Annotated in this window: 12 protein-coding genes and 1 tRNA gene; 9 read left to right on the top strand and 4 right to left on the bottom strand. The window is 68.8% G+C overall.

Annotated elements, in window-relative coordinates; all coding sequences use genetic code 11:
* The first annotated feature begins 80 nt into the window (after positions 1 to 80).
* From BP05_RS09495 to BP05_RS09520, 6 genes are all read left to right on the top strand, one after another.
* Entirely contained in the window at positions 81 to 2,309 is a 2,229-nt protein-coding gene (locus BP05_RS09495; protein WP_496362783.1) for a M3 family metallopeptidase, read from the top strand.
* Between the two features lie 207 nt (positions 2,310 to 2,516).
* A tRNA-Arg gene (locus BP05_RS09500) sits at positions 2,517 to 2,593 on the top strand.
* Positions 2,594 to 2,656: 63 nt separating this feature from the next.
* Positions 2,657 to 4,189, top strand: a complete 1,533-nt coding sequence (gene amaB, locus BP05_RS09505; protein ID WP_496362785.1) for an L-piperidine-6-carboxylate dehydrogenase — start codon at positions 2,657 to 2,659, stop codon at positions 4,187 to 4,189.
* 15 nt (positions 4,190 to 4,204) lie between these two features.
* On the top strand, positions 4,205 to 5,263 hold the full coding sequence (locus tag BP05_RS09510) for a quinone-dependent dihydroorotate dehydrogenase (RefSeq protein WP_496362787.1): 1,059 nt from the start codon (positions 4,205 to 4,207) through the stop codon (positions 5,261 to 5,263).
* Between the two features lie 16 nt (positions 5,264 to 5,279).
* Positions 5,280 to 6,326: a UDP-N-acetylmuramate dehydrogenase gene (gene murB / locus BP05_RS09515; RefSeq protein ID WP_496362789.1), complete on the top strand. Its 1,047-nt coding sequence runs from the start codon at positions 5,280 to 5,282 to the stop codon at positions 6,324 to 6,326.
* 38 nt (positions 6,327 to 6,364) lie between these two features.
* Positions 6,365 to 7,237 (top strand): DMT family transporter, encoded by an 873-nt coding sequence (locus tag BP05_RS09520; protein WP_496363146.1) that lies wholly within the window; start codon positions 6,365 to 6,367, stop codon positions 7,235 to 7,237.
* A 15-nt stretch (positions 7,238 to 7,252) separates the two neighbouring features.
* Here the strand turns inward: BP05_RS09520 and BP05_RS09525 are convergent, their stop codons facing one another.
* The 3 genes from BP05_RS09525 to ispG all read right to left on the bottom strand — a co-directional run bounded on the left by BP05_RS09525 (position 7,253) and on the right by ispG (position 12,889).
* Complete coding sequence (locus tag BP05_RS09525) at positions 7,253 to 7,948, bottom strand: phosphatase PAP2 family protein (protein ID WP_496362791.1); 696 nt, start codon at positions 7,946 to 7,948, stop codon at positions 7,253 to 7,255.
* Positions 7,949 to 8,028: 80 nt separating this feature from the next.
* Entirely contained in the window at positions 8,029 to 11,430 is a 3,402-nt protein-coding gene (locus tag BP05_RS09530; RefSeq protein WP_496362793.1) for a S8 family serine peptidase, read from the bottom strand.
* A 232-nt stretch (positions 11,431 to 11,662) separates the two neighbouring features.
* Complete coding sequence (ispG, locus tag BP05_RS09535; protein ID WP_496363148.1) at positions 11,663 to 12,889, bottom strand: flavodoxin-dependent (E)-4-hydroxy-3-methylbut-2-enyl-diphosphate synthase; 1,227 nt, start codon at positions 12,887 to 12,889, stop codon at positions 11,663 to 11,665.
* Between the two features lie 133 nt (positions 12,890 to 13,022).
* On the opposite strand from ispG, the gene xseA reads away from it, so the two are divergent.
* The 3 genes from xseA (at position 13,023) to BP05_RS09550 (ending at position 17,798) form a co-directional block, all read left to right on the top strand.
* Positions 13,023 to 14,369 carry an exodeoxyribonuclease VII large subunit gene (xseA, locus tag BP05_RS09540; protein ID WP_496362795.1) on the top strand — a complete coding sequence of 449 codons (1,347 nt, stop codon included), beginning with the start codon at positions 13,023 to 13,025 and terminating at the stop codon, positions 14,367 to 14,369.
* Between the two features lie 71 nt (positions 14,370 to 14,440).
* Positions 14,441 to 15,880, top strand: a complete 1,440-nt coding sequence (locus tag BP05_RS09545; protein ID WP_496362797.1) for an aldehyde dehydrogenase family protein — start codon at positions 14,441 to 14,443, stop codon at positions 15,878 to 15,880.
* A gap of 79 nt (positions 15,881 to 15,959) precedes the next feature.
* Entirely contained in the window at positions 15,960 to 17,798 is a 1,839-nt protein-coding gene (locus BP05_RS09550; protein WP_496362799.1) for a vWA domain-containing protein, read from the top strand.
* Positions 17,799 to 17,857: 59 nt separating this feature from the next.
* Here the strand turns inward: BP05_RS09550 and BP05_RS09555 are convergent, their stop codons facing one another.
* Positions 17,858 to 20,761: a bifunctional diguanylate cyclase/phosphodiesterase gene (locus BP05_RS09555; RefSeq protein ID WP_496363150.1), complete on the bottom strand. Its 2,904-nt coding sequence runs from the start codon at positions 20,759 to 20,761 to the stop codon at positions 17,858 to 17,860.
* Between the last annotated feature and the right edge of the window lie 124 nt (positions 20,762 to 20,885).

Consider the following 20,885-nt stretch of genomic DNA (forward strand, 5'->3'; position numbering starts at 1 on the left):
CCCCGCCCCTGCCTTTCGTCATGGGTCCCGCTCACCCCCCATCGGTTACCCTCCGGCTCCCGCTCCACTGAGATCGCCCGATGAAGCACCGTCTCGCGCTGGCCGTCGCCATCGCCCTGGCCTCGGCCACCGTCCCGGCCCTCGCCGCCCAGACTCCCAAGGCACCGTCCTCCAAGACCGCACCCAGCGCCGTGAACGCCCAGGCCAATCCCTTCTTCAGCGAAAGCCCGCTGCCGCTGCACTACCCGCAGTTCGACAAGATCAAGGACAGCGACTTCGCGCCGGCCTTCGATCGCGGCATGGCGGATAACCGCAAGGAAATCGACGCGATCGCCAACAACAAGGCGAAGCCGACCTTCGACAACACCATCCTCGCGATGGAGAAGTCCGGCCGCATCCTGACCCGCGCGGCGACCGTGTTCGGCAACCTCGTCGGCGCCGACACCAACGACACCCGCGACAAGCTCGATGCCGAGTACTCGCCCAAATTCGCCGCGCACCGCGACGCGATCTACCTCAATCCCAAGCTGTTCGCGCGCGTCAAGGCGCTGTACGACACCCGCGAGAAGCTCGGCCTCGACGCCGAAGGCGTGCGCCTGGTCGAGCGCTACTACAACGACTTCGTCCGCGCCGGCGCCAACCTCAGCCCCGAGCAGCAGGCGCGCCTGAAGGCGATCAACGCAGAACTGGCTTCGCTGGGCACGCAGTTCAGCCAGAACGTGCTGGGCGAGAAGAACGACCTCGCCGTGGTGGTCGACACCAAGGCGGAACTGGCCGGCCTGCCGGAAGACCAGATCGCCGCCGCCGCCGAGGCCGCCAAGGCGCGCAAGCTGGAAGGCAAGTACGTGCTGCCGCTGATGAACTTCAGCCAGCAGCCGCAGGAGACCTACCTGCAGAACCGCGCCCTGCGCCAGAAGCTGCAGGAAGCGTCACTGTCCCGCAACGCGCGTGGCAACAAGTTCGACAACCGCGAGATCGTCTCCAAGGTCGTCAAGCTGCGCACCGAACGCGCGCAGATGCTGGGTTACCCGACCTACGCCGCCTACGCGCTGGCCAACGAGACGGCGAAGAACCCGGAAGCGGTCAACGCCATGCTCGGCAAGCTCGCCCCGGCCGCCGTCGCCAACGCGCGCAAGGAAGCGGCCGACATGCAGGCGATCATCGACAAGGAAGGCGGCAAGTTCCAGCTGCAGTCCTGGGACTGGGCCTACTACGCCGAGAAGGTGCGCCAGGCCAAGTACAACTTCGACGAATCGCAGCTCAAGCCCTACCTCGAACTCGATCGCGTGCAGCGCGACGGCGTCTTCTACGCTGCCGGCAAGCTGTACGGCCTGACTTTCAAGGAGCGCAAGGACCTGCCGGTCTACCACGACGACGTGCGCGTGTTCGACGTCTTCGACAAGGACGGCAAGCAGCTGGCGATCTTCATCTCCGACATGTACGCCCGTTCGTCCAAGCAGGGCGGCGCGTGGATGAACTCGTACGTCGACCAGTCCGCGATGACCGGCTTCCTGCCGGTGGTCGCCAACCACCTCAACATCCCCAAGCCGCCGGCCGGCCAGCCGACGCTGCTGACCTGGGATGAGGTGACCACGATGTTCCATGAGTTCGGCCATGCGCTGCACGGCATGTTCTCGAACGTGAAGTACCCGTACTTCTCCGGCACCAGCGTGCCGCGCGACTTCGTCGAATACCCGTCGCAGGTCAACGAGATGTGGGCCGACTGGCCGGAAGTGCTGGCCAACTACGCCAAGCACTACCAGACCGGCGCCCCGATGCCGAAGGAACTGCTGGACAAGGTGCTGGCGAGCTCGAAGTTCAACCAGGGCTTCACCACCACCGAATACCTCGGCGCGGCCATGCTCGACCAGCGCTGGCACCAGGTGAAGTCGGCCGACGAAGTGCCCAACGCCGACGGCGTGATGGGCTTCGAAGCCGCGGCGCTGAAGAAGGACGGCCTCGACTTCGCGCCGGTGCCGCCGCGCTACCGCACGCCGTACTTCAGCCACATCATGGGCGGCTACGCAGCGGGCTACTACGCCTACATCTGGTCGGAAGTGCTCGACGCCGACAGCGTGGAATGGATGAAGCAGAACGGTGGCCTGACCCGCGCCAACGGCGACCACTTCCGCGACACCCTGCTCTCGCGCGGCGGCAGCAAGGACGCGCTGGCGCTGTTCCACGACTTCACCGGCCGCGATCCGTACATCGAACCGCTGCTGGTGCGCCGTGGCCTGGTCGAACCGCCCAAGGCCGACGATGTCACCCCGCCGGCCGACAGCGGCAAGGGCAAGCCGGGCAAGAAGTAAGCGGCCCGCCTGCAACCGTTCGGATCAGCAGAACGCCCGGAGAAATCCGGGCGTTCTGTCGTTTTGCTGGAGGATTCGGCGGAACCGGTGGCGCGACGCCGTCGAAGTGACAAGAAGGCTTCGGCATGGCCGCGTGGCGGCAACCCGCGGTAACGCGGCTGCGGGGTACGGCGTCCCACCGATCTCTGCGATAATTCGGCGCCTCAAGGCCCCGTAGCTCAGCTGGATAGAGCGTCCCCCTCCTAAGGGGAAGGTCGCACGTTCGAATCGTGTCGGGGCCGCCAGTTCCCGCATTGCCCGCCGGACGCCTGCTCCGGCCGCGTCCCATTGCCATTTGGAGTTCCCCCATGACCCACACCGTACTCACCGCGCTCGGCCTGACCGACAACGAATCCGGCACCTACCTCGGCAGCGGCCAGTGGTCGGCCACCAGGGACGCGGGCGTGCTGGAGCCGGTCAACCCGACCACGGGCGAGGTGCTGGGTCGCGTGCAGGCTTCGTCAAAGGCCGATTACGACACGATCATCGAGCGCGCCCAGGCCGTGTACAAAGTCTGGCGCACCACTCCCGCCCCGCGCCGCGGCGAAGCCATCCGCCTGTGCGCCGACGCGCTGCGCACGCACAAGGACGCGCTGGGTTCGCTGGTGGCCCTGGAGATGGGCAAGTCCAAGCCCGAAGGCGATGGCGAAGTGCAGGAAATGATCGACATCGGCGAATTCGCCGTCGGCCTGTCGCGCCAGCTGTACGGCCTGACCATGCACTCCGAGCGCCCGGGCCACCGCATGTACGAGCAGTGGCACCCGATCGGCATCGTCGGCGTGATCTCCGCCTTCAACTTCCCGGTTGCGGTGTGGGCCTGGAACTCGTTCGTCGCGGCGATCTGCGGCGACATCACCGTGTGGAAGCCGTCGCCCAAGACCCCGCTCTCGGCCATCGCCGCGATGAAGATCTGCAACGAGGCGCTGAAGAAGGGCGGCTTCCCCGACATCTTCTTCCTGTTCAACGACGCCGGCAGCGAGCTGGCGCAGCAGTTCGTCGACGACAGGCGCGTGCCGCTGATCAGCTTCACCGGTTCGACCAAGGTCGGCCGCATGGTCGGTGAGCGCGTCGCCCAGCGCATGGGCCGCTCGCTGCTCGAGCTCGGCGGCAACAACGCGATCATCGTCGACCAGACCGCCGACCTGAAGCTGGCGATCCCGGCGATCGTGTTCGGCGCCGTCGGCACCGCCGGCCAACGCTGCACCACCACGCGCCGCCTGTTCGTGCACGAGTCGATGTATGACGAAGTGCTGGGCAAGCTGGTCACCGCCTACAAGCAGGTCGAAGGCAAGATCGGCGATCCGACCGACCCGAAGAACCTGATGGGCCCGCTCAACAGCAAGGACGGCGTCGACGCCTACCTGGATGCCGTCGAGAAGGCCAAGGCCGCCGGCGGCAAGATCGAAACCGGCGGCGCCGCGATCGAGGGCAAGGGCAACTTCGTCCTGCCGACGATCGTCACCGGCCTCACCAACGACGCGCAGATCGTCCAGCACGAGACCTTCGCCCCGATCCTGTACGTCATGAAGTTCAAGACGATCGACGAGGCCATCGACATGCAGAACGCGGTGCCGCAGGGCCTGTCGTCGGCGATCTTCACCACCAACCTCAAGGCGGCCGAAGCATTCCTGGCCGCATCGGGTTCGGACTGCGGCATCGCCAACGTCAACATCGGCACCTCGGGCGCGGAAATCGGCGGCGCCTTCGGCGGCGAGAAGGAAACCGGCGGTGGTCGCGAGTCGGGTTCGGACGCGTGGAAGGCCTACATGCGCCGCCAGACCAACACCATCAACTACTCCGACTCGCTGCCGCTCGCGCAGGGCATCAAGTTCGACCTGTAAGCGACGGCCCCGGCGATGTACGGACTCGCGCGTCCCTTCCTGTTCGGCCTCGACGCCGAGCGTGCGCATTCGCTCACGCTCGACGCGCTCGAGGCCGCGTACCGCACGGGCCTCAACCCGTTGCTCGCGCGCAAGCCCGATCCGCTGCCGACCAAGGCCTTTGGCCTGACCTTCCCCAACCCGGTCGGCCTGGCCGCCGGCCTCGACAAGAACGGCGCGCACATCGATGCGCTGCTGTCGCTGGGGTTCGGTTTCATCGAAGTCGGCACCGTCACGCCGAAGCCGCAGGCGGGCAATCCCAAGCCGCGCATGTTCCGCCTGCCGGAGCACCGCGCGGTGATCAACCGCCTGGGCTTCAACAACGAAGGCATCGAGGTGCTGGTCCGCAACGTCGAGCGCGCGCAGCGCCGCGGCGGCCTGCTCGGCATCAACATCGGCAAGAACAAGGACACGCCCAACGAAGCGGCCGAGGGCGACTACATGTACTGCCTGTCGCGCGTGTACCCGCTCGCCGACTACGTCACCGTCAACATCTCCTCGCCCAACACCGCCGGGCTGCGCGAACTGCAGGAAGAACAGGCACTGCGCCGCCTGGTCGGCACCCTGCGCGAGGAGCAGGAGCGCCTGGGCGCCAAGCACGGCAAGCGCGTGCCGATGCTGGTGAAGATCGCCCCGGACCTCAGCGAGAGCGACGTCGACGCGGCCGCGCGCGTGCTAGCCGACCTGGAAGTGGACGGCGTGATCGCCACCAACACCACCATCTCGCGCACCATGGTCGAAGGCTCCGAATTCGCCCACGAAGCCGGCGGCCTGTCCGGCAGGCCGCTGATGGGTGCATCCACCACGATCCTGCGCATGCTGCGTACGCGCCTGCCCGAATCCATCCCGCTCATAGGCGTGGGCGGCATCCTTTCCGGGGCCGACGCCGCGACCAAGCAGGCGGCAGGTGCGACGCTGGTCCAGCTCTACACCGGCCTGGTCTATCGCGGACCCGAGCTGGTGCGCGAATGCGTGGAGGCGCTGCGCCGTCGCAAGGAAGCTCCCAGCCGCGGCCACCTGCCGCCCGAAGTCTGAGCGCGCAGCCGCATCCATGACCGACTCGATCCGCATCGCCCGCGACGCTTCGCTCAAATCCCGCAATACCTTCGGCGTCGAGGCGACCGCGCCGGTGCTGGTGGAGGTCTCCGACGCGAGCGCCCTGCCCGCGCTGTTCGCGGATCCCGGTTTCGGCGAGCGCCTGTCCCTGGTGCTCGGCGGCGGCAGCAACCTGCTGTTCGCAGGCGATCCGGAAGGCGTGGTCCTGGCGCTCACAGGCAAGCGCGTGGCGCAGCTGGACGAGGGTGAGACCGGCGATCGCACGGTCATCCGCGCCGACGCCGGCGTGGAATGGCACGACTTCGTCATGCGTACGCTGCGCCAGGGGTTCGCGGGGCTCGAGAACCTCGCCCTGATTCCCGGCACCGTCGGTGCGGCGCCGATCCAGAACATCGGCGCCTACGGCGCGGAAGTGCGCGAGTGCATCCACGCCGTCGAGGCGTTCGAGCCGGCCACGGGCCAGGTGCGCCGCTTCGATGCAGCCGGCTGCGCCTTTGCCTACCGCGACAGCCTGTTCAAGCGCCAGCCCGACCGTTACATCGTCACCGCCGTGGAGTTCGCGCTGTCGCGGCAGGCAGCGTTGAAGCTGGATTACGCCGGCATCCGCGAGGAGCTCGCCGCGATGGGCGTCGATGCACCCACGCCGCAGCACGTGGCCGATGCGGTGATCGCGATCCGGCGGCGCAAGCTGCCGGACCCCGCCGTGCTCGGCAATGCGGGCAGCTTCTTCAAGAATCCGATCGTGCCGGCGGCGCAGGCCGATGCGTTGAAGGCGCGGCACGAAGCCCTGCCGGTCTTCCGTGGCAACGACGACGAGTCGCGCAAGCTGTCCGCGGCCTGGCTGATCGACCAGTGCGGGTGGAAGGGCCACCGCGATGGCGACGCCGGCGTCGCCGCATCGCATGCGCTCGTGTTGGTGAACCACGGCCAGGCCAGCGGCGCGCAACTGCTGGCCCTGGCCCGGCGTATCGCCGCATCGGTGCACGAGCGCTTCGGCGTGGCGATCGAACCCGAACCCCGCGTGATCGGCGCCGCCTGGTGACGGCGCAACCGCACCGGTTCCTGCGTGCGGCGATGCTGATGGTCGTCAGCACGATGTTCTTCGGGCTGATGGCGATCACCATCCGCTATGCGTCGCAGTCGCTGCCGACGTTCGAAATCGCGTTCTTCCGCAACGCGTTCGGCCTGCTGGCGCTGATGCCGATGCTGCTGCGCGGCGGGAACCGCTCGGTGTTCCGCACCCAGCAGCTGCCGCGCTACCTGCTGCGCAGCACGATCGGCATCGGCTCGATGCTGTGCGGCTTCTGGGCGATCGGCCACCTGCCGCTCTCGCAGGCGATTTCGCTGTCGTATTCCACCCCGTTGTTCGTCACCGTGCTGGCGGTGTTCTGGCTCGGCGAGCACGTGCGCATGCGGCGCTGGGCCGCGGTGGTGATCGGCTTCCTCGGCGTGCTGGTGATCGTGCGCCCCGGCACGACCGGCTTCACTTCCGGCTCGCTGGTGGCGGTGATGGCGGCGGTCTTCAGCGCCGTCGTCGCGATCCAGATCAAGCAGCTCTCGCGCATCGATCCGGCCGACACCATCGTGTTCTACACGTACGTGTTCTGGGTGCCGCTGTCGCTGCTGCCGGCGCTGTTCGTGTGGCAGTGGCCGCAGGGCCTCACCTGGTGGTGGCTGGTGGCGACGGGCCTGTTCGGCACCATCGCCCAGTTGTTGTGGACGCGGGCCCTGCGCATGGGCGACGTGTCCGCGCTCACGCCGATCAGCTTCATGCAGCTGCCGGTGGTGGCCGTCGCGGGTTATTTGCTGTTCGGCGAGAGGCTCGACCGCTGGACGGTGCTGGGCGCGGCCATCATCTTCATCGCCAATGCCTACATCGCCCACCGCGAGGCGCAGCTGGCCCGCCGGCATGCGACGACTGCGCCGGTGGAAGCGGCCAAGCCGGGCGAATAAGGCGCAACGCTTGCGTCAGGCGAGGTCCCGCGCACGCGGTGGTTTCGCGAACGCCTGCCATGGGCGCCGGTGCTGGCGAAACACGGCGCAGAAGCACGCCACGGTCCACAGCACCCCGAATGCCCACCCGCCGATCACGTCCGATGGGTAATGCACGCCGAGGTAGACGCGCGAGAGTCCGACCAGCGCCACCAGGGCCAGCGAGGCGGCAACGACGCGCCAGCGCCAACGTGTGCGCCAGTACAGCAGGATCAGCACGCTGGCCAGGGTCGCGGTGGCCATCGCGTGGCCGCTTGGAAAGCTGTAGGTAGCATGGCGTTCGAGCGGATCCCATAACGCGGGACGCGCGCGTTCGAAGACCAGCTTCAACGGCGTATTGAGCAGCAGAGAACCCCACAGGGCCAAGCCCCCGAACCAGGCCTCGCGCGCGTGGCGCCGGACTGCGAGCACCAGCACGAACACGATCTCGAACGGCACGACGCCGTAGCCATAGCCCAGCAGCGACACCACCTGGAACACGCGGTCCAGCAGTGGGCCCGACCACGCATGCGCGGCCAGCAGGGTCGCGTCGTCTAAAGGCAGGGCACGCCGCGCAGCGACTCGTGCCCCCAGTGCCGCGAGTACGGTCGAAGGCAGCAGCAGGCCCGCAACCAGCAAGGGCCAGCGTCGGCTCGCGCCAGGCGGCACATGGGCGGGAACGTGAGGTTGCATCGCGGCATGATGCGGCAGCGCGCGACCGGAAAACAAAAGGCCCGGGAGTGCCGGGCCTTCTGCACATCTGGATCGATCGCTTACGGAGCCGGCGACACCGTCAGCACGATCGGCACCGCCACGACCGGGCTGACCGGATCGTTGCTGCTCACGCACACGTTGGCGCGGTAGCTCGCGGCAGCCAGGGCGCTGCTGTTGAGCGCGAGCGTCGTCGGCTGCGACGCGCCCGGCGCGACCGCGCCGGAGGCCGGCGTCAGTGCGCCGAACCACGGCGCGCCGCACGCGACCGTGCCCTTCACGACCATCGACAGGCCGGCGAAGGCGGCGTTGCTCGCCCAGTTGCCGGCGCCGTTCTGGTCGATGATGATCGACGCGAACGAACCGCTGCCGGTCGCCGAGCCGAACTGCGCCCAGCGGTTGGCGAAGGTGCCGCGCGTGTTCACCACCAGCCAGTACTTGCCGGGGGTCAGCGTCACGTTCTGGCCGGCCGCGACCAGGTTCAGCGTGATCGCGTTGGTCGACGTGGATACACCGGCGGCCGTGGGGGTCGCCGTGTAGGTCCACACCGCCGCCGCCGCGCCCGTCTGCGGATTGCCGGCGGGGACGCCGCTCGCATCCGGATAGAGGCTCCAGGTGATGCTGGTGGCCGCCGAGGTCAATGCCACGCCGCTGACCACGAAGCCTTCGGTCGTCAGCGAGGTGATCCTGGTCGATTCCAGGACATTGAAGTCGTCGGCGGCGAACTCGCCCTGGCTGGTGGGCTGGGCCGGGTTGTAGCTGGTGTTGCGGAAGCCCGAATTGACCGCGCCGCGCTGCGCCAGGTACGGCGTGACCACGCCGTTACCGGTGCCACTGGCGGTGTAGTTCAGCGTCGAACCGCCGACGTTGCCGATATTGAAGTTGGCGCTGCCGTTGTTGCCGGCGGTCGTGCTGGCGCTCACCGATGCGGGCACCGACACCACCGGCGGCGGCACGGACACGGCGATCGGCATGCGCAACGAGGCGTAGTCGTTCACGCCGCCGCCGCTCTCGCGGTACTCCATCAGCACCTGGCCGAAGTTCCAGCTGCCATCGCCGGGAAGCGTGGCGGAGTTGATGGTGAAGGTCACGCTGCGGGTGGCGCCAGGCAGCACCCACATCAACGACGGATTGGCCGTGCCGGGAACGCCGCTGATGCTGATCCGCCACAGGCCGATGCTGGTGCCCGGGTTGCGGAAGGTGCGGGTGAACGAGCAGGTCGGGAAGCACTTGGCGTTGCCCAGGCTCGCGACGTTCAGCGTGGTCGGGTTGCCGCCGTTGTCCGGGTTGGCCGCCTGGAAGTTCGCGGTCGTCTCGCCCAGGACGAGCCCGGCGCGGATGGCGCGATCGACGCGGATGCGACCCGCACCGCGCGCGAACGGATCGGCGAGCGTGACCTGGTCTTCCTTGTACACGGTCGGGGTCGCGGTCATCATCAGCGCGGACTTGATCTCGGGCATCGTCCAGCCCGGACGCGCCTGGCGCACCAGCGCGGCGGCGCCGGCGTGGTGCGGCGACGCCATCGAGGTACCGCTCATCAGCCCGATCAGGTTCTCGGAACCGGTGATCGTGGTGCCGGCGATCGTCGCCAGGATGTTGACGCCTGGCGCGGTGAGGTCAGGCTTCACCAGCGAGAAGCGGCCGGCCGGGCCGCGCGAACTGAACGAACCGAGCGCGTCGGCCACATTCGGCAGGCCCACCGCCGGGAAGCTGATCTGCGCGGTCGCAGTCGGGTGGGCGGCGACGAAGTCGCGCAGCGCATTGCCCTCGGTCTGCAGGACCGCGAACACCGGGATGGTGGTGCCCGGCACGGTGGGCGAGATCAAGCCAGCCTGGTTGTTGGCGATCACCACCGCCAAGGCGCCGGCAGCCGAAGCATTGTTGACCTTGATGCTGAAAGAACAGGATCCGCGGCGGATCACCGCGATCGCACCGGCGAAGGTGTCCGGCGCATAGGCGTTGCAGCCGTCGTCGGCCGCGTCGATGCCCGCGCTGACGCGCAGCGGCGTCGTGCCAGGGATGGTCGCGGTCAGCTCGACACCGCTGTTGCCATTGGTGAGCACCAGCGGCTGCAGGGCCGGCGGCACCGGTGCCGGGCCGGTCACCTGCATCAGGAGGGCGAAGTCGCCGCGGCCGTGCTGCGCGGCAGCGGTCGATGCCACCCACGGTTCCAGGTGGCCGAGGGTGTTCGGGGCCGGACCACTGTTGCCGGCCGAGGCAGCGACGTACACGCCGGCGTCGACGGCGTTGAGGAACGCCAGCGACGTCGACTCGGCCCAGGGCTCCGCGCCACCGCCGATCGAGTAGTTGATGACGTCCACGCCATCGGCGATCGCCTGGTTGATGGCGGCGACAGTCGACACGTTCGGGCACAGGCCCTGCGACGTGCTCGTGTTCGTGTAGCAGGCGTCGTACGCGATGATGTTGGCGCGCGGCGCCACGCCCGAGATGCGCAGCGGCGCACCGCTGAACACAACGTCGCGGCGGTTGCCGGCGACGGTCGAGGCGGTGTGGCTGCCATGGCCGTTGGTGTCGCCGAAGCCGGGCTCCTCACGGACGTTGGCGGTGCCGCAGGTGTTGCCAGGCGCGTTGCAGACGAAGTCGTAGCCGCCGATCAGCTTGCTGTTGCAGCGGCCTTCGTCGACGCCGCCCGCGGCACAGGTGCCCAGGTAGACGCCGGCGCCCAACGGGTTGACATGGACGTAGCCGTCGATCGGATCGGTGGCCGCAAACGACGGGCTGCCGAAGTTGATGCCCGAGTCGATGATGCCGACGACGATGCCTTCGCCCTTCACCGGGCTGGCCGAGTTGTAGTACTCGCCGACACTGCCCGCCCAGGCGACCGGCGCTCCGATCAGCGTGGGACCGACGTCGGTGTCGAGGGCGTATTCGCGGTACTGCTCGACCAGGCGGACGCCGCCCAGCCGGGATACCACGCCGGCTTCGGTGGGCGTCAGGTCGGTCACGATGGCGTTGATCGCGTGCTGCATGCGACGGCGCACCGGCAGCGAACGCAGCAGCGCCGAGGACATCTGCTGCTCCATCTGGCCCTGGCGACGCTGCAGGTAGCTCAGGTAGCGGAGCGATTCGTTGCTGCGTGTATCCAGCTTGTACTTGCCGTACGCGCCCATGCGGCGCGGCGGAGCGGAAAAGCCCGCCAGGCTGCCCTTGTAGGTCGCCAGCGGTTCATCGCCGAAGACCACGATATACGTGCCGCGGCCATCGCTGGCGTCGGCGGAATTGCGGGCCGGCGTCTTGACGTCGCTGCCTGCATTGAATGCATCGATGTTGGTGGCGCTCGCGGTACTCGTTGCCGGCAACGTGCTGGCCGTGCTGGCTTTGCGCGTTGCGGCCATCCTGCCTGTCACTTCACGTTGCTCGCGGATCCGGTAGGTCGCGGCCAACGCCACGGCTACCAGCATGCAAAGCGCGAGAACGCCTCCCCACTTCTTCAGGTTCGACATGGTTTTCCCCAGAGGCGGTACTGATTACTCCTCGGCAAACCCCTAATTGCTGCCGAGGACTCAAGTAGCGGCAGCAGGCCTTCGAACCCCTTCGAAGGTCTGCCATTGCACGCAAACTGCATAGTACGTCAAAAAATCCGCGCGCCCATGCCGCGCCGCGGCGCAAGCGGGGATTTACCTTGGGGCTGGAGGAATCCGCGGCGGCATTGCGAGCCGGGACGGAGCGGTTGCCTCAACGCGCGCCGTAACGGCGCTCGACATACCGGTCGATCAGCGCGACGAACTCGTGGGCGATGTTCTCGCCGCGCAGCGTCACGGTCTTCTCGCCGTCCTCGAATACGGGGGCGGATGGCGCCTCCCCGGTGCCCGGCAGGGAGATGCCGATGTTGGCGTGGCGCGACTCGCCCGGACCGTTCACCACGCAGCCCATCACCGCGAGGGTCAGGTTCTCCGCGCCGGGATGCGTGATCTTCCATTCCGGCATCTTCGCGCGCACGTGTTCCTGCACGGTCTTGGCCAATTCCTGGAAGAACGTGCTGGTGGTGCGGCCGCACCCGGGGCACGCCGTCACCATCGGCGTGAACGCCCGCAGGCCCATGGTCTGCAGCAGTTCCTGCGCGACGATGACCTCGGTGGTGCGCGACTGGCCCGGCTCGGGCGTGAGCGAGATGCGGATGGTGTCGCCGATGCCTTCCTGCAGCAGCACGCCCAGCGCGGCGCTGGAGGCGACGATGCCCTTGCTGCCGATACCGGCCTCGGTCAGGCCCAGGTGCAGGGCGAAGTCGCTGCGGCGCGCCATTTCGCGGTACACGGCGATCAACTCCTGCACGCCGCTGACCTTGGCGCTCAGGACGATGCGCTCGGCCGGCAAGCCCAGTTCGACGGCGCGGGCGGCCGAATCCAGCGCGGAGCGGATCAACGCCTCGCGCAGCACTTCGGCCGCGTCCAGCGGCTGGGCGAGCCTGTGGTTCTCGTCCATCAGCTGCGCGGCCAACGCCTGGTCGAGCGAACCCCAGTTGGCGCCGATGCGCACCGGCTTGCCGTAGCGGATCGCGAACTCGACCAAGGTGGCGAACTGCGTGTCCTTCTTCTTGCCGAAACCGACGTTGCCGGGATTGATGCGGTACTTCGCCAGGGCTTCCGCGCACGCCGGCTCGTTGGTGAGGAGCTGGTGGCCGTTGTAGTGGAAGTCCCCGATGATCGGCACGCTCAGGCCCATCATCGCCAGCTTGTCGACGATACGCGGCACGGCGGCAGCGGCTTCGGGCGTGTTCACCGTGACGCGCACGAGTTCGGAACCGGCGCGCCACAGTTCGGCGACCTGCTTCGTGGTCGAGGCGACATCGGCGGTGTCGGTGTTGGTCATCGACTGCACCACCACGGGCGCGCTGCCGCCGACCTGGACGCCGCCGATGGTTACGGCACGGGTGTGGCGGCGCGGGCCGGGGCCGAAGGCCATGCCGGCGCAGGGCGCGGCGGGAGTCAGGTCGATCTCTGAATTCATGCGCATATTGTAGCGACGCCGTGACCCGGCGGCCGGGCTGCGGTACCGTGGGCCGCCGTGCAGTCGGCAGGGCGCCACGCCCAAATTCATGAACCTCGACGACCCCAGCGACGTCCTGACGCCGTCCCAGCTCAACACGCTGGCCAGGGACCTGCTGGAGGGATCGTTCCCCCTGATCTGGGTCGAGGGCGAGCTTGGCAACGTCTCGCGACCCTCCTCCGGCCACCTGTACTTCGTCCTCAAGGACGAGCGCGCGCAGGTGCGCTGCGCGATGTTCAGGCCCAAGAGCAGCTGGCTGAAGTTCGTGCCGCGCGAGGGCGTGCACGTACTCGCGCGCGGGCGGCTGACGCTGTACGAGGCCCGCGGCGAATACCAGCTGGTCCTCGACCACATGGAGGAAGCAGGCGAAGGCGCACTGCGGCGCGCGTTCGAGGAGCTGAAGGCGAAGCTGGCCGCCGAAGGCCTGTTCGACAGCGACCGCAAGCGTCCCCTGCCCCACTTCGCCCGGCGCATCGGCGTCATCACCTCGCCCAGCGGCGCGGCCGTGCGCGACGTGCTCAGCGTATTGGCGCGGCGTTTCCCGCTGGCCGAGGCCGATGTGCTGCCGGTGCAGGTGCAGGGCGCGGCGGCGGCGCCGCAGATCGTGCGCATGCTCCAGCGTGCGGCATCCTCCGGCCGCTACGACGTCCTGCTGCTCACGCGCGGTGGCGGCTCGCTGGAAGACCTGTGGTCGTTCAACGACGAGCGCCTGGCACGCGCCATCTCCGCCTCGCCGGTCCCGGTGGTGTCCGCGGTCGGACACGAAACCGACTTCAGCCTTTCCGATTTCGCCGCGGACCTGCGCGCGCCGACGCCATCGGTGGCGGCGGAACTGCTGGTGCCCAATCGCGACGACCTGCAGCGGCGGCTGCGTGCACTGGAAGCACGCCTGCGCAACCTGCAGGCCCAGCGCCTGCGTGCGGCGATGCAGCGCGCCGACCGCGCGGCCTTGCGCCTGAACGCGTTGCGCCCGCGCGCCCGGCTCGATGCCCTCTGCCGCCGCCAGGCCGACGCGTTGCGCCGGCTTTCCGCCGCATGGCAACGGCGCCTGGATCGCGAACACGCCCGCGTGCGCCACGCGAATGCGGTCCTGCGCGCGGGACACCCGCAACGTCGCATCGCGCGCCTGCGCGAGCGGCTCGCGGCGCTGTCGTCGCGGCCGCAGGGCGCGATCGTGCGCCGGCTCGGCAACGAGATGCTGCGGCTGCGTGGACTCGCGCGATCGCTGGAAGCGGTCAGCCCGCTCGCCACGGTCGCCCGCGGCTACACGATCCTGCGCCATCCCGACGGACGCGTGGTGCGCAGCGTGCTGGACGCGGCCCCGGGCGATCGTCTCGACGCCCGCCTGGCCGACGGCAATCTCCCGCTCCGGGTCGTCGATCCCGGCGAGGCGTAGCCGCGGCGCCGCCCGGGGCGCATGCCGCATTTACGCGGCATCATCTAGGCTCCGGAGACAAGGAGGGTTTCATGGCCAAGCCTGCGCTCAAGCCGCACTACCCCTACTACCTCGCCAACCAGCCGGTGAGTGCGAAGCAGGAACTGGACGTCCTCGACAAATACACCGGCAAGCGCGCCACGCGGGTGGCGCTGGCCGACGCCGCCGCGGTGCGCAAGGCCATCGTCGCGGCGCACAAGGCGCGCGAGGCGATGGCGGCGTTCCCGCCCGATGCCCGTCGCGACGTGCTCGAGCATTGCGTGCGCCGTTTCAACGAGCGATTCGAGGAGTTGGCACAGGCGCTGTGCATCGAAGCCGGCAAGCCGATCAAGGATGCGCGCGGCGAAGTCACGCGCCTCATCGACACCTTCCGCATCGCGGCGGGCGAAGCCACGCGCAGCGGCGGCGAACTGCTCGAACTGCAGGTGTCGCCGCGCGCCCGCGGCTATCGCGGCATGGTCAAGCGGGTGCCGATCGGCGTTTGCAGCTTCATCACGCCGTTCAATTTCCCGCTCAACCTGGTTGCGCACAAGGTTGCACCCGCCATCGCGGCCGGTTGTCCCTTCGTGCTCAAGCCCGCGGAGAAGACGCCGATCGGCGCGCTGATCATCGCCGAGATCCTCGCCGAGACCGACCTGCCCAGGGGCGCGTTCTCGGTTGTGGTGTGCTCGACCGACGATGCCGCCGCGCTGGTCGAGGACGAACGCATCGCCTTGCTGAGCTTCACCGGCGGCCTGGTCGGCTGGGACCTCAAGGCACGCGCCGGGCGCAAGAAGGTCACCCTGGAACTGGGCGGCAACGCCGCCTGCATCGTCGACGCCGACCCGGGCGCGCCACTCGACCAGGTGGTCGAACGCCTGGTCTTCGGTGCGTATTACCAGTCCGGGCAGAGCTGCATCAGCGTGCAGCGCATCTACGCGCACGCCGAGATCCACGACAAGCTGCGGCGCAAGCTGAAGGCCGCCGTGGCCAAGCTGCGTACGGGCGATCCGCGCGACGAGAAGACCTTCATCGGCCCGATGGTCAACGAAGAAGCGGCACAGCGCGTGGAGGACTGGATCGCCGCCGCGCGCAAGGCCGGGGCGAAGGTGCTGGCCGGCGGTCCGCGCACGCGCAACATGCTGCCGGCCGCGCTGCTGGAGAAGGTGCCGCACGACAGTGACCTGTACCGGAGGGAGGTCTTCGGCCCGGTGGCGATGCTCGAACCGTTCGACGATTTCGACGACGCGCTCGACCGCGTCAACGACAGCGACTTCGGCCTGCAGGCCGGCGTGTTCACCGGCAACCTCGCCCATGCCATGAGCGCGTGGGACCGGCTCGACGTCGGCGGCGTGATCGTCGGCGACGTCCCCAGCTTCCGCGTCGACAACATGCCGTACGGCGGGGTGAAGCACTCAGGCCTCGGGCGCGAGGGTGTGCGCTACGCCATCGAGGACATGACCGAGCAGCGGCTGCTGGTGATCCGGGGCTGAGGCCTCATCCTGCATTCCGTGTAACCCCGTTCGCGCAAGCCATGCGTTTCCACCGGCAACCCAGCCGCGGAGACGCACCATGCAACGCACGCCCCAGCCGCACCGTTCGACCCTCGCCCTCGCTCTCGTCGTTGCCCTGAGCGCCTGCAGCACCGCCAACCACAACCTGGCCGACGCCCGCGAGAGCGACGAGGCCGCGGCTGCCGGCAATGCGGTCGCCGCGGCGGAGGCAGCAGCCCAAGCGGCCGATGCCGCGGCGGCCGCGAGCGGAACGCTGCAGGAGCAACGCCAACGGATTCAAGGCGAAGCCGAACGCAAGGCCTCCGTCGCTTATGCGCCGCCACCCCCGCCTGCATCGCCGCGCACCGCCTATCCCGCGGCATCGCTGGACCGGATCGAAGTCACCGGCTCGCGCATCGCCGCCAACCAGGTCTCCGTGGCGCCGGCGGCGGTACTCATGGCCCAGCCGATGCCGCAGCCGGCCAACACCGAGAAGTACGCGCACAACGACGACAACCCGGTGCACCGGACATCCGAGCAACCCGTTTCCACCTTCTCCATCGACGTCGACACCGGCAGCTACAGCAACGTGCGGCGCATGCTTGCCGAGGGCGTGCGCCCGCCCAGCGACGCGGTGCGCGCCGAGGAATTCCTCAACTACTTCGACTACGGCCATCCCGCGCCGGCCTCGCGCGAGACGCCCTTCCGGGTCACCACGGAACTCGCGCCGGCGCCCTGGAACGGCAAGCGCCAGTTGCTGATGATCGGCATCAAGGGTTACGACGTGCCCAAGGCGGCGCTGCCGCCGGCCAACCTCGTGTTCCTGATCGATACCTCCGGCTCGATGCAGGACGCGGACAAGCTGCCATTGGTGAAGGACGCACTGCGCCAGCTGGTCAGGCAGCTGCGTCCGCAGGACCGGGTATCGATGGTGGTGTACGCCGGCTCGGCGGGACTGGTGCTGCCGCCGACATCGGGCGCCAACCGCGACGACATCCTCGAGGCGCTCGACCGCCTCGAAGCCGGCGGCAGCACCAACGGCGGCGACGGCATCCGCCTCGCTTATGCGATGGCCAGGCAGGCCTACATCAAGGGCGGCGTGAACCGCGTCATCCTCGCCACCGATGGCGACTTCAACGTCGGCACCGTCGACCAGAACGCGCTGGAAACGCTGGTCGCCGACCAGCGCAAGAGCGGCATCGCGCTGACCACGCTCGGCTTCGGCCAGGGCAACTACAACGACGAACTGGCCGAGAAGCTCGCCGATGTCGGCGACGGCAACCACGCCTACATCGACACGCCGATGGAAGCGCGCAAGGTGCTGGTGCAGGAAATGGGCTCGACCCTGCTCACGATCGCCAAGGACGTGAAGATCCAGATCGAGTTCAACCCGGCGGTCGCCGCGGAGTACCGCCTTATCGGCTACGAGAATCGCGTGCTCAACCGCGAGGACTTCGCCAACGACAAGGTCGACGCGGGCGACATCGGCGCCGGGCACGAAGTGACCGCGCTGTACGAGATCACCCCGGCCGGTTCCGGCGCCGACCGTCTGCCGCCGCTGCGTTACGGCGACGCCGCCAAGGCCGCCGCCAATACGAAGGAACTCGCCCATCTGCGCCTGCGCTACAAGCGCCCGGGCGAGGACACCAGCCGCCTGATCGAAACGCCGATCCTGCGCTCGCAGCTGGTCGCTGCTCCCAGCGAGTCGCTGCGCTTCGCCACCGCGGTCGCCGCCTTCGCCGATGCGCTGCGCGGCGGCAAGCAGATCGGCCAGTGGAGCTGGAAGGACATCGCCGCATCCGCGCAGCGTTCCATCGGCAGCGACCCGTGGGGGCAACGCAAGGAGTTCGTCGGGCTGGTCGAGCGGGCGCGCGCGTTGACCTCGGCCGAAGGGGTCGCGGTGGAGGTCAGCGAGTAGTTCTCGACCGCACCAACAAGACGGCCCCGGGATTCCCGGGGCCGTCTGCTTTCGAAAGCTCAGCGCGGTAACGAAGCCAGCGGCAACAACTGTTCCGTCGGCTTGCCGAACAGGAAGCCCTGCCCGTGCTGGCAGCCCAGTTCGCGCAGGATGATGCGCTGGGATTCGCTCTCGACGCCCTCGGCGATGGTGTGGATGCCCAGCGATCCGGCCAGGGCCTGGATCGCACGCACCACGGCCATGCTCTCCGGCCGCGTGTCGCCGACGAGGCCGGCAACGAAGCTGCGGTCGATCTTCAGGCACTCGAGCGGGAAGCGATGCAGGTACGACAGCGCCGAGAACCCGGTGCCGAAGTCGTCGAGTTGGGCCAGCACGCCGTTGCTGCGCAGCGTGCGCAACATCCGCAGCGCGCGCGCGGTGTCGTCGAGCAGCGCGCCCTCGGTGATCTCGATGCGCAGCCGGTGCGGGTCCGCGCCGGCCTCGTCCAGCAGGCGCAGCAGGCGATCGGCGAAATCCGCGGAGAGGAAATGCCGCGGCGAGACGTTCACCGAGATGTAGCCGTATTCCTCGCGCGCCAGGCGCTTGGCCACCTGCGCGTACATCAGCCAGTCGACTTCCTCGATCAGGCCGCTGTCCTCGCCCAGGCCGATGAATTCGCCGGGCGCCAGCAGGCCGCGGCGCTCGTGCCGCCAGCGCAACAGCGCCTCGTGGCCGATCACGCGGCGGTCGCTCAGGCGCACGATCGGCTGGTAGTAGGCGACGAAGTTGTCGCCGTTGATCGCACGCCGCAGGTCGGCTTCGAGGTCCAGGATGCGCATGGCCTCCTCGCGCATCACCTCGTCGAACACCGCGCAGCCATTGCGGCCGCTGGCCTTGGCGCGGTACATCGCGGCGTCGGCGTCGCGCAGCAGTTCGGCACCGGTCTGGTAGCGCGGATGCCAGGCGGCGATGCCGACGCTGGCGGACGGGAAGACTTCGCGTCCCGCGACCCAGAACGGCTCGCCCAACGCCACGAGCACGCGGCGCGCCAGTTCCTCGGCAATGGCGATGTTGTCGATGTCGCCAATCAGGATGGCGAACTCGTCGCCGCCCAGGCGCGCGACCACGTCGCCGCCGCGCACCGTGGCGACGATGCGGCGCCCCGCTTCGATCAGCAGTTCGTCGCCGGCGGAGTGTCCGACGCTGTCGTTGACCAGCTTGAAGCGGTCGAGGTCGAGGAACAGCACGGCGAAATGCCGCGCCGGTGCGGGGCCGCCCTGGGCGGCCTCGGCCTGGGCGCGGGCAATGGCTGCCGCGAGCCGTTCCAGCAACTGGCTGCGATTGGGCAGCCCGGTGAGCGCGTCATGGCGCGCCTGGTAGGTCAGCTGCTGCTCGGCGCGCAGGCGCTCGCCGATCTGCGACAGCAGTTCGGCGTTGGCTTCCGCGAGCTCGCGCGTGCGCGATGTCACCCGCTGCTCCAGTTCGCCGTGCGCGAGCAGCAGCCGGTCCTGCGCCTGCTTGCGCGCCAGGCCGATGCCGATGTGGTGGGCGACGAAGGTGAGCAGTTCCTGGTCGCGTCCGGTGAAGCTGATCGCCGGCGAGTAGCTCTGCACCGCGATCACGCCCACCACCACTTCCTCGCGGAACAAGGGCACGCCCAGCCAGCAATGCGCGAGCGTGCCCAGGCTGCGCACCTTGCCGACGCGCTGCAGCTCCTCGATCAGGGGACGGTCGGCGAGCAGGGCCCGTCCTTCCCGGATCACGTATTCGGTGAGGCCGCGCGCGAACTGGCGCGCCTGGCGCACGGAGTCGCGCTCGTCGATCGAGTACGGGAACTCGATCATGGTGCCGTCCTCGGACACCTGGGCGATGTAGAAGTTGCGCGCGTACAGCAGTTCGCCGACCACGTCGTGCACCTGGGCGTAGAAGCGCTCCAGCGTTTCCGAGGTGATCGACAGTTCGGCAATGCGGAACAGCGCCCGCTGCAGCCGCTCGCCGCGCTGGCGTTCGACGATCTCCGCCTGGAGGTCGCGGTTGCTGTGCTGCAGGGCGCGCGTGCGTTCCTCCACGCGGCGTTCCAGATCCTCGCGGGCCTGGCGCCGGTCGAGCGCGGTGAGGATGTGCTGGGCGACGTAGCTGAGCAGCGCGCGCTCCTCGTCGCGGTAGACCTCGGGCCGGTCGTAGCTCTGCACGACCACGGCGCCGCAGACGCGGTCCTCGCGCCGCATCGGCACGCCCAGCCAGTCGGCGCTGTCCGGACCGTGGACCACGTCGCGCGCCACGCCGAACTGGGCGCGCAGGTGATCGGACGGACCACGCAGGGGCTCGCCGTGGCGCAACAACGCCAGGGTCATGCTGTTGGGCATGTCGATGGCCGGGATGTCGAGCGACGGATCGGCGACGTACGGGTCCTGGCGATCGGCGAAGTACAGGAAGCGGATCGAATCGCGGGCATCGTCGTAGAGGACGATGTAGAAGTTCTCCGCATACATCAGGCCGGCGACGATCGCGTGGATGCGACGCAGCATGTCCGCCATTTCCAGGTCGGACCCGGCCAGATCGGCGATCTCGTACAGCGCCTGTTGCAGCCGTTCGGATTTCTCCAGCAGCTGCGCGCGCGCTTGCGCCTCCCTCGCGACCAGGTGGGCCGCCACGACCATCTTCGCCATCGCGAGCCAGCCGCGGCGCGCCGCCTGCGGCATCGTCTCCGGGACATGGGCCACGATGGTGACGCGCATCTCGCCGTCGCCGTCCCAGACTTCAGCCAGGGTCTGGGCGTCCTCGAGCGCCTTGCCCGAGGCCATCTGCTGTTCCGCCGCCTGGTGCAGCCGGTCCGGAACCTGCTCCGACATCGAGAAGCCGGGGACACCGATTTCGTCGCGCCAGCGCACGAGCACCTGCGCCCCGGCCGGGAGCCCTTCCTGGAGCACGCCCGCCAATGCCTGCGCAGCGCTATCCGCCGGTTCCGCCGGCCTGGCCATCATCGCCCGCAATCGCTGCACTCGCCCCTCGGCACCAGCCGTCCCCCGACGGTCAGGTTGGAGCATACCTCTAGCAGGAGCCCATGGAAGCCCCGAACCCCGCCGGCACGTCCCGGACGTTCCTAGC

The sequence above is a fragment of the Lysobacter oryzae DSM 21044 genome, from assembly GCF_059568595.1.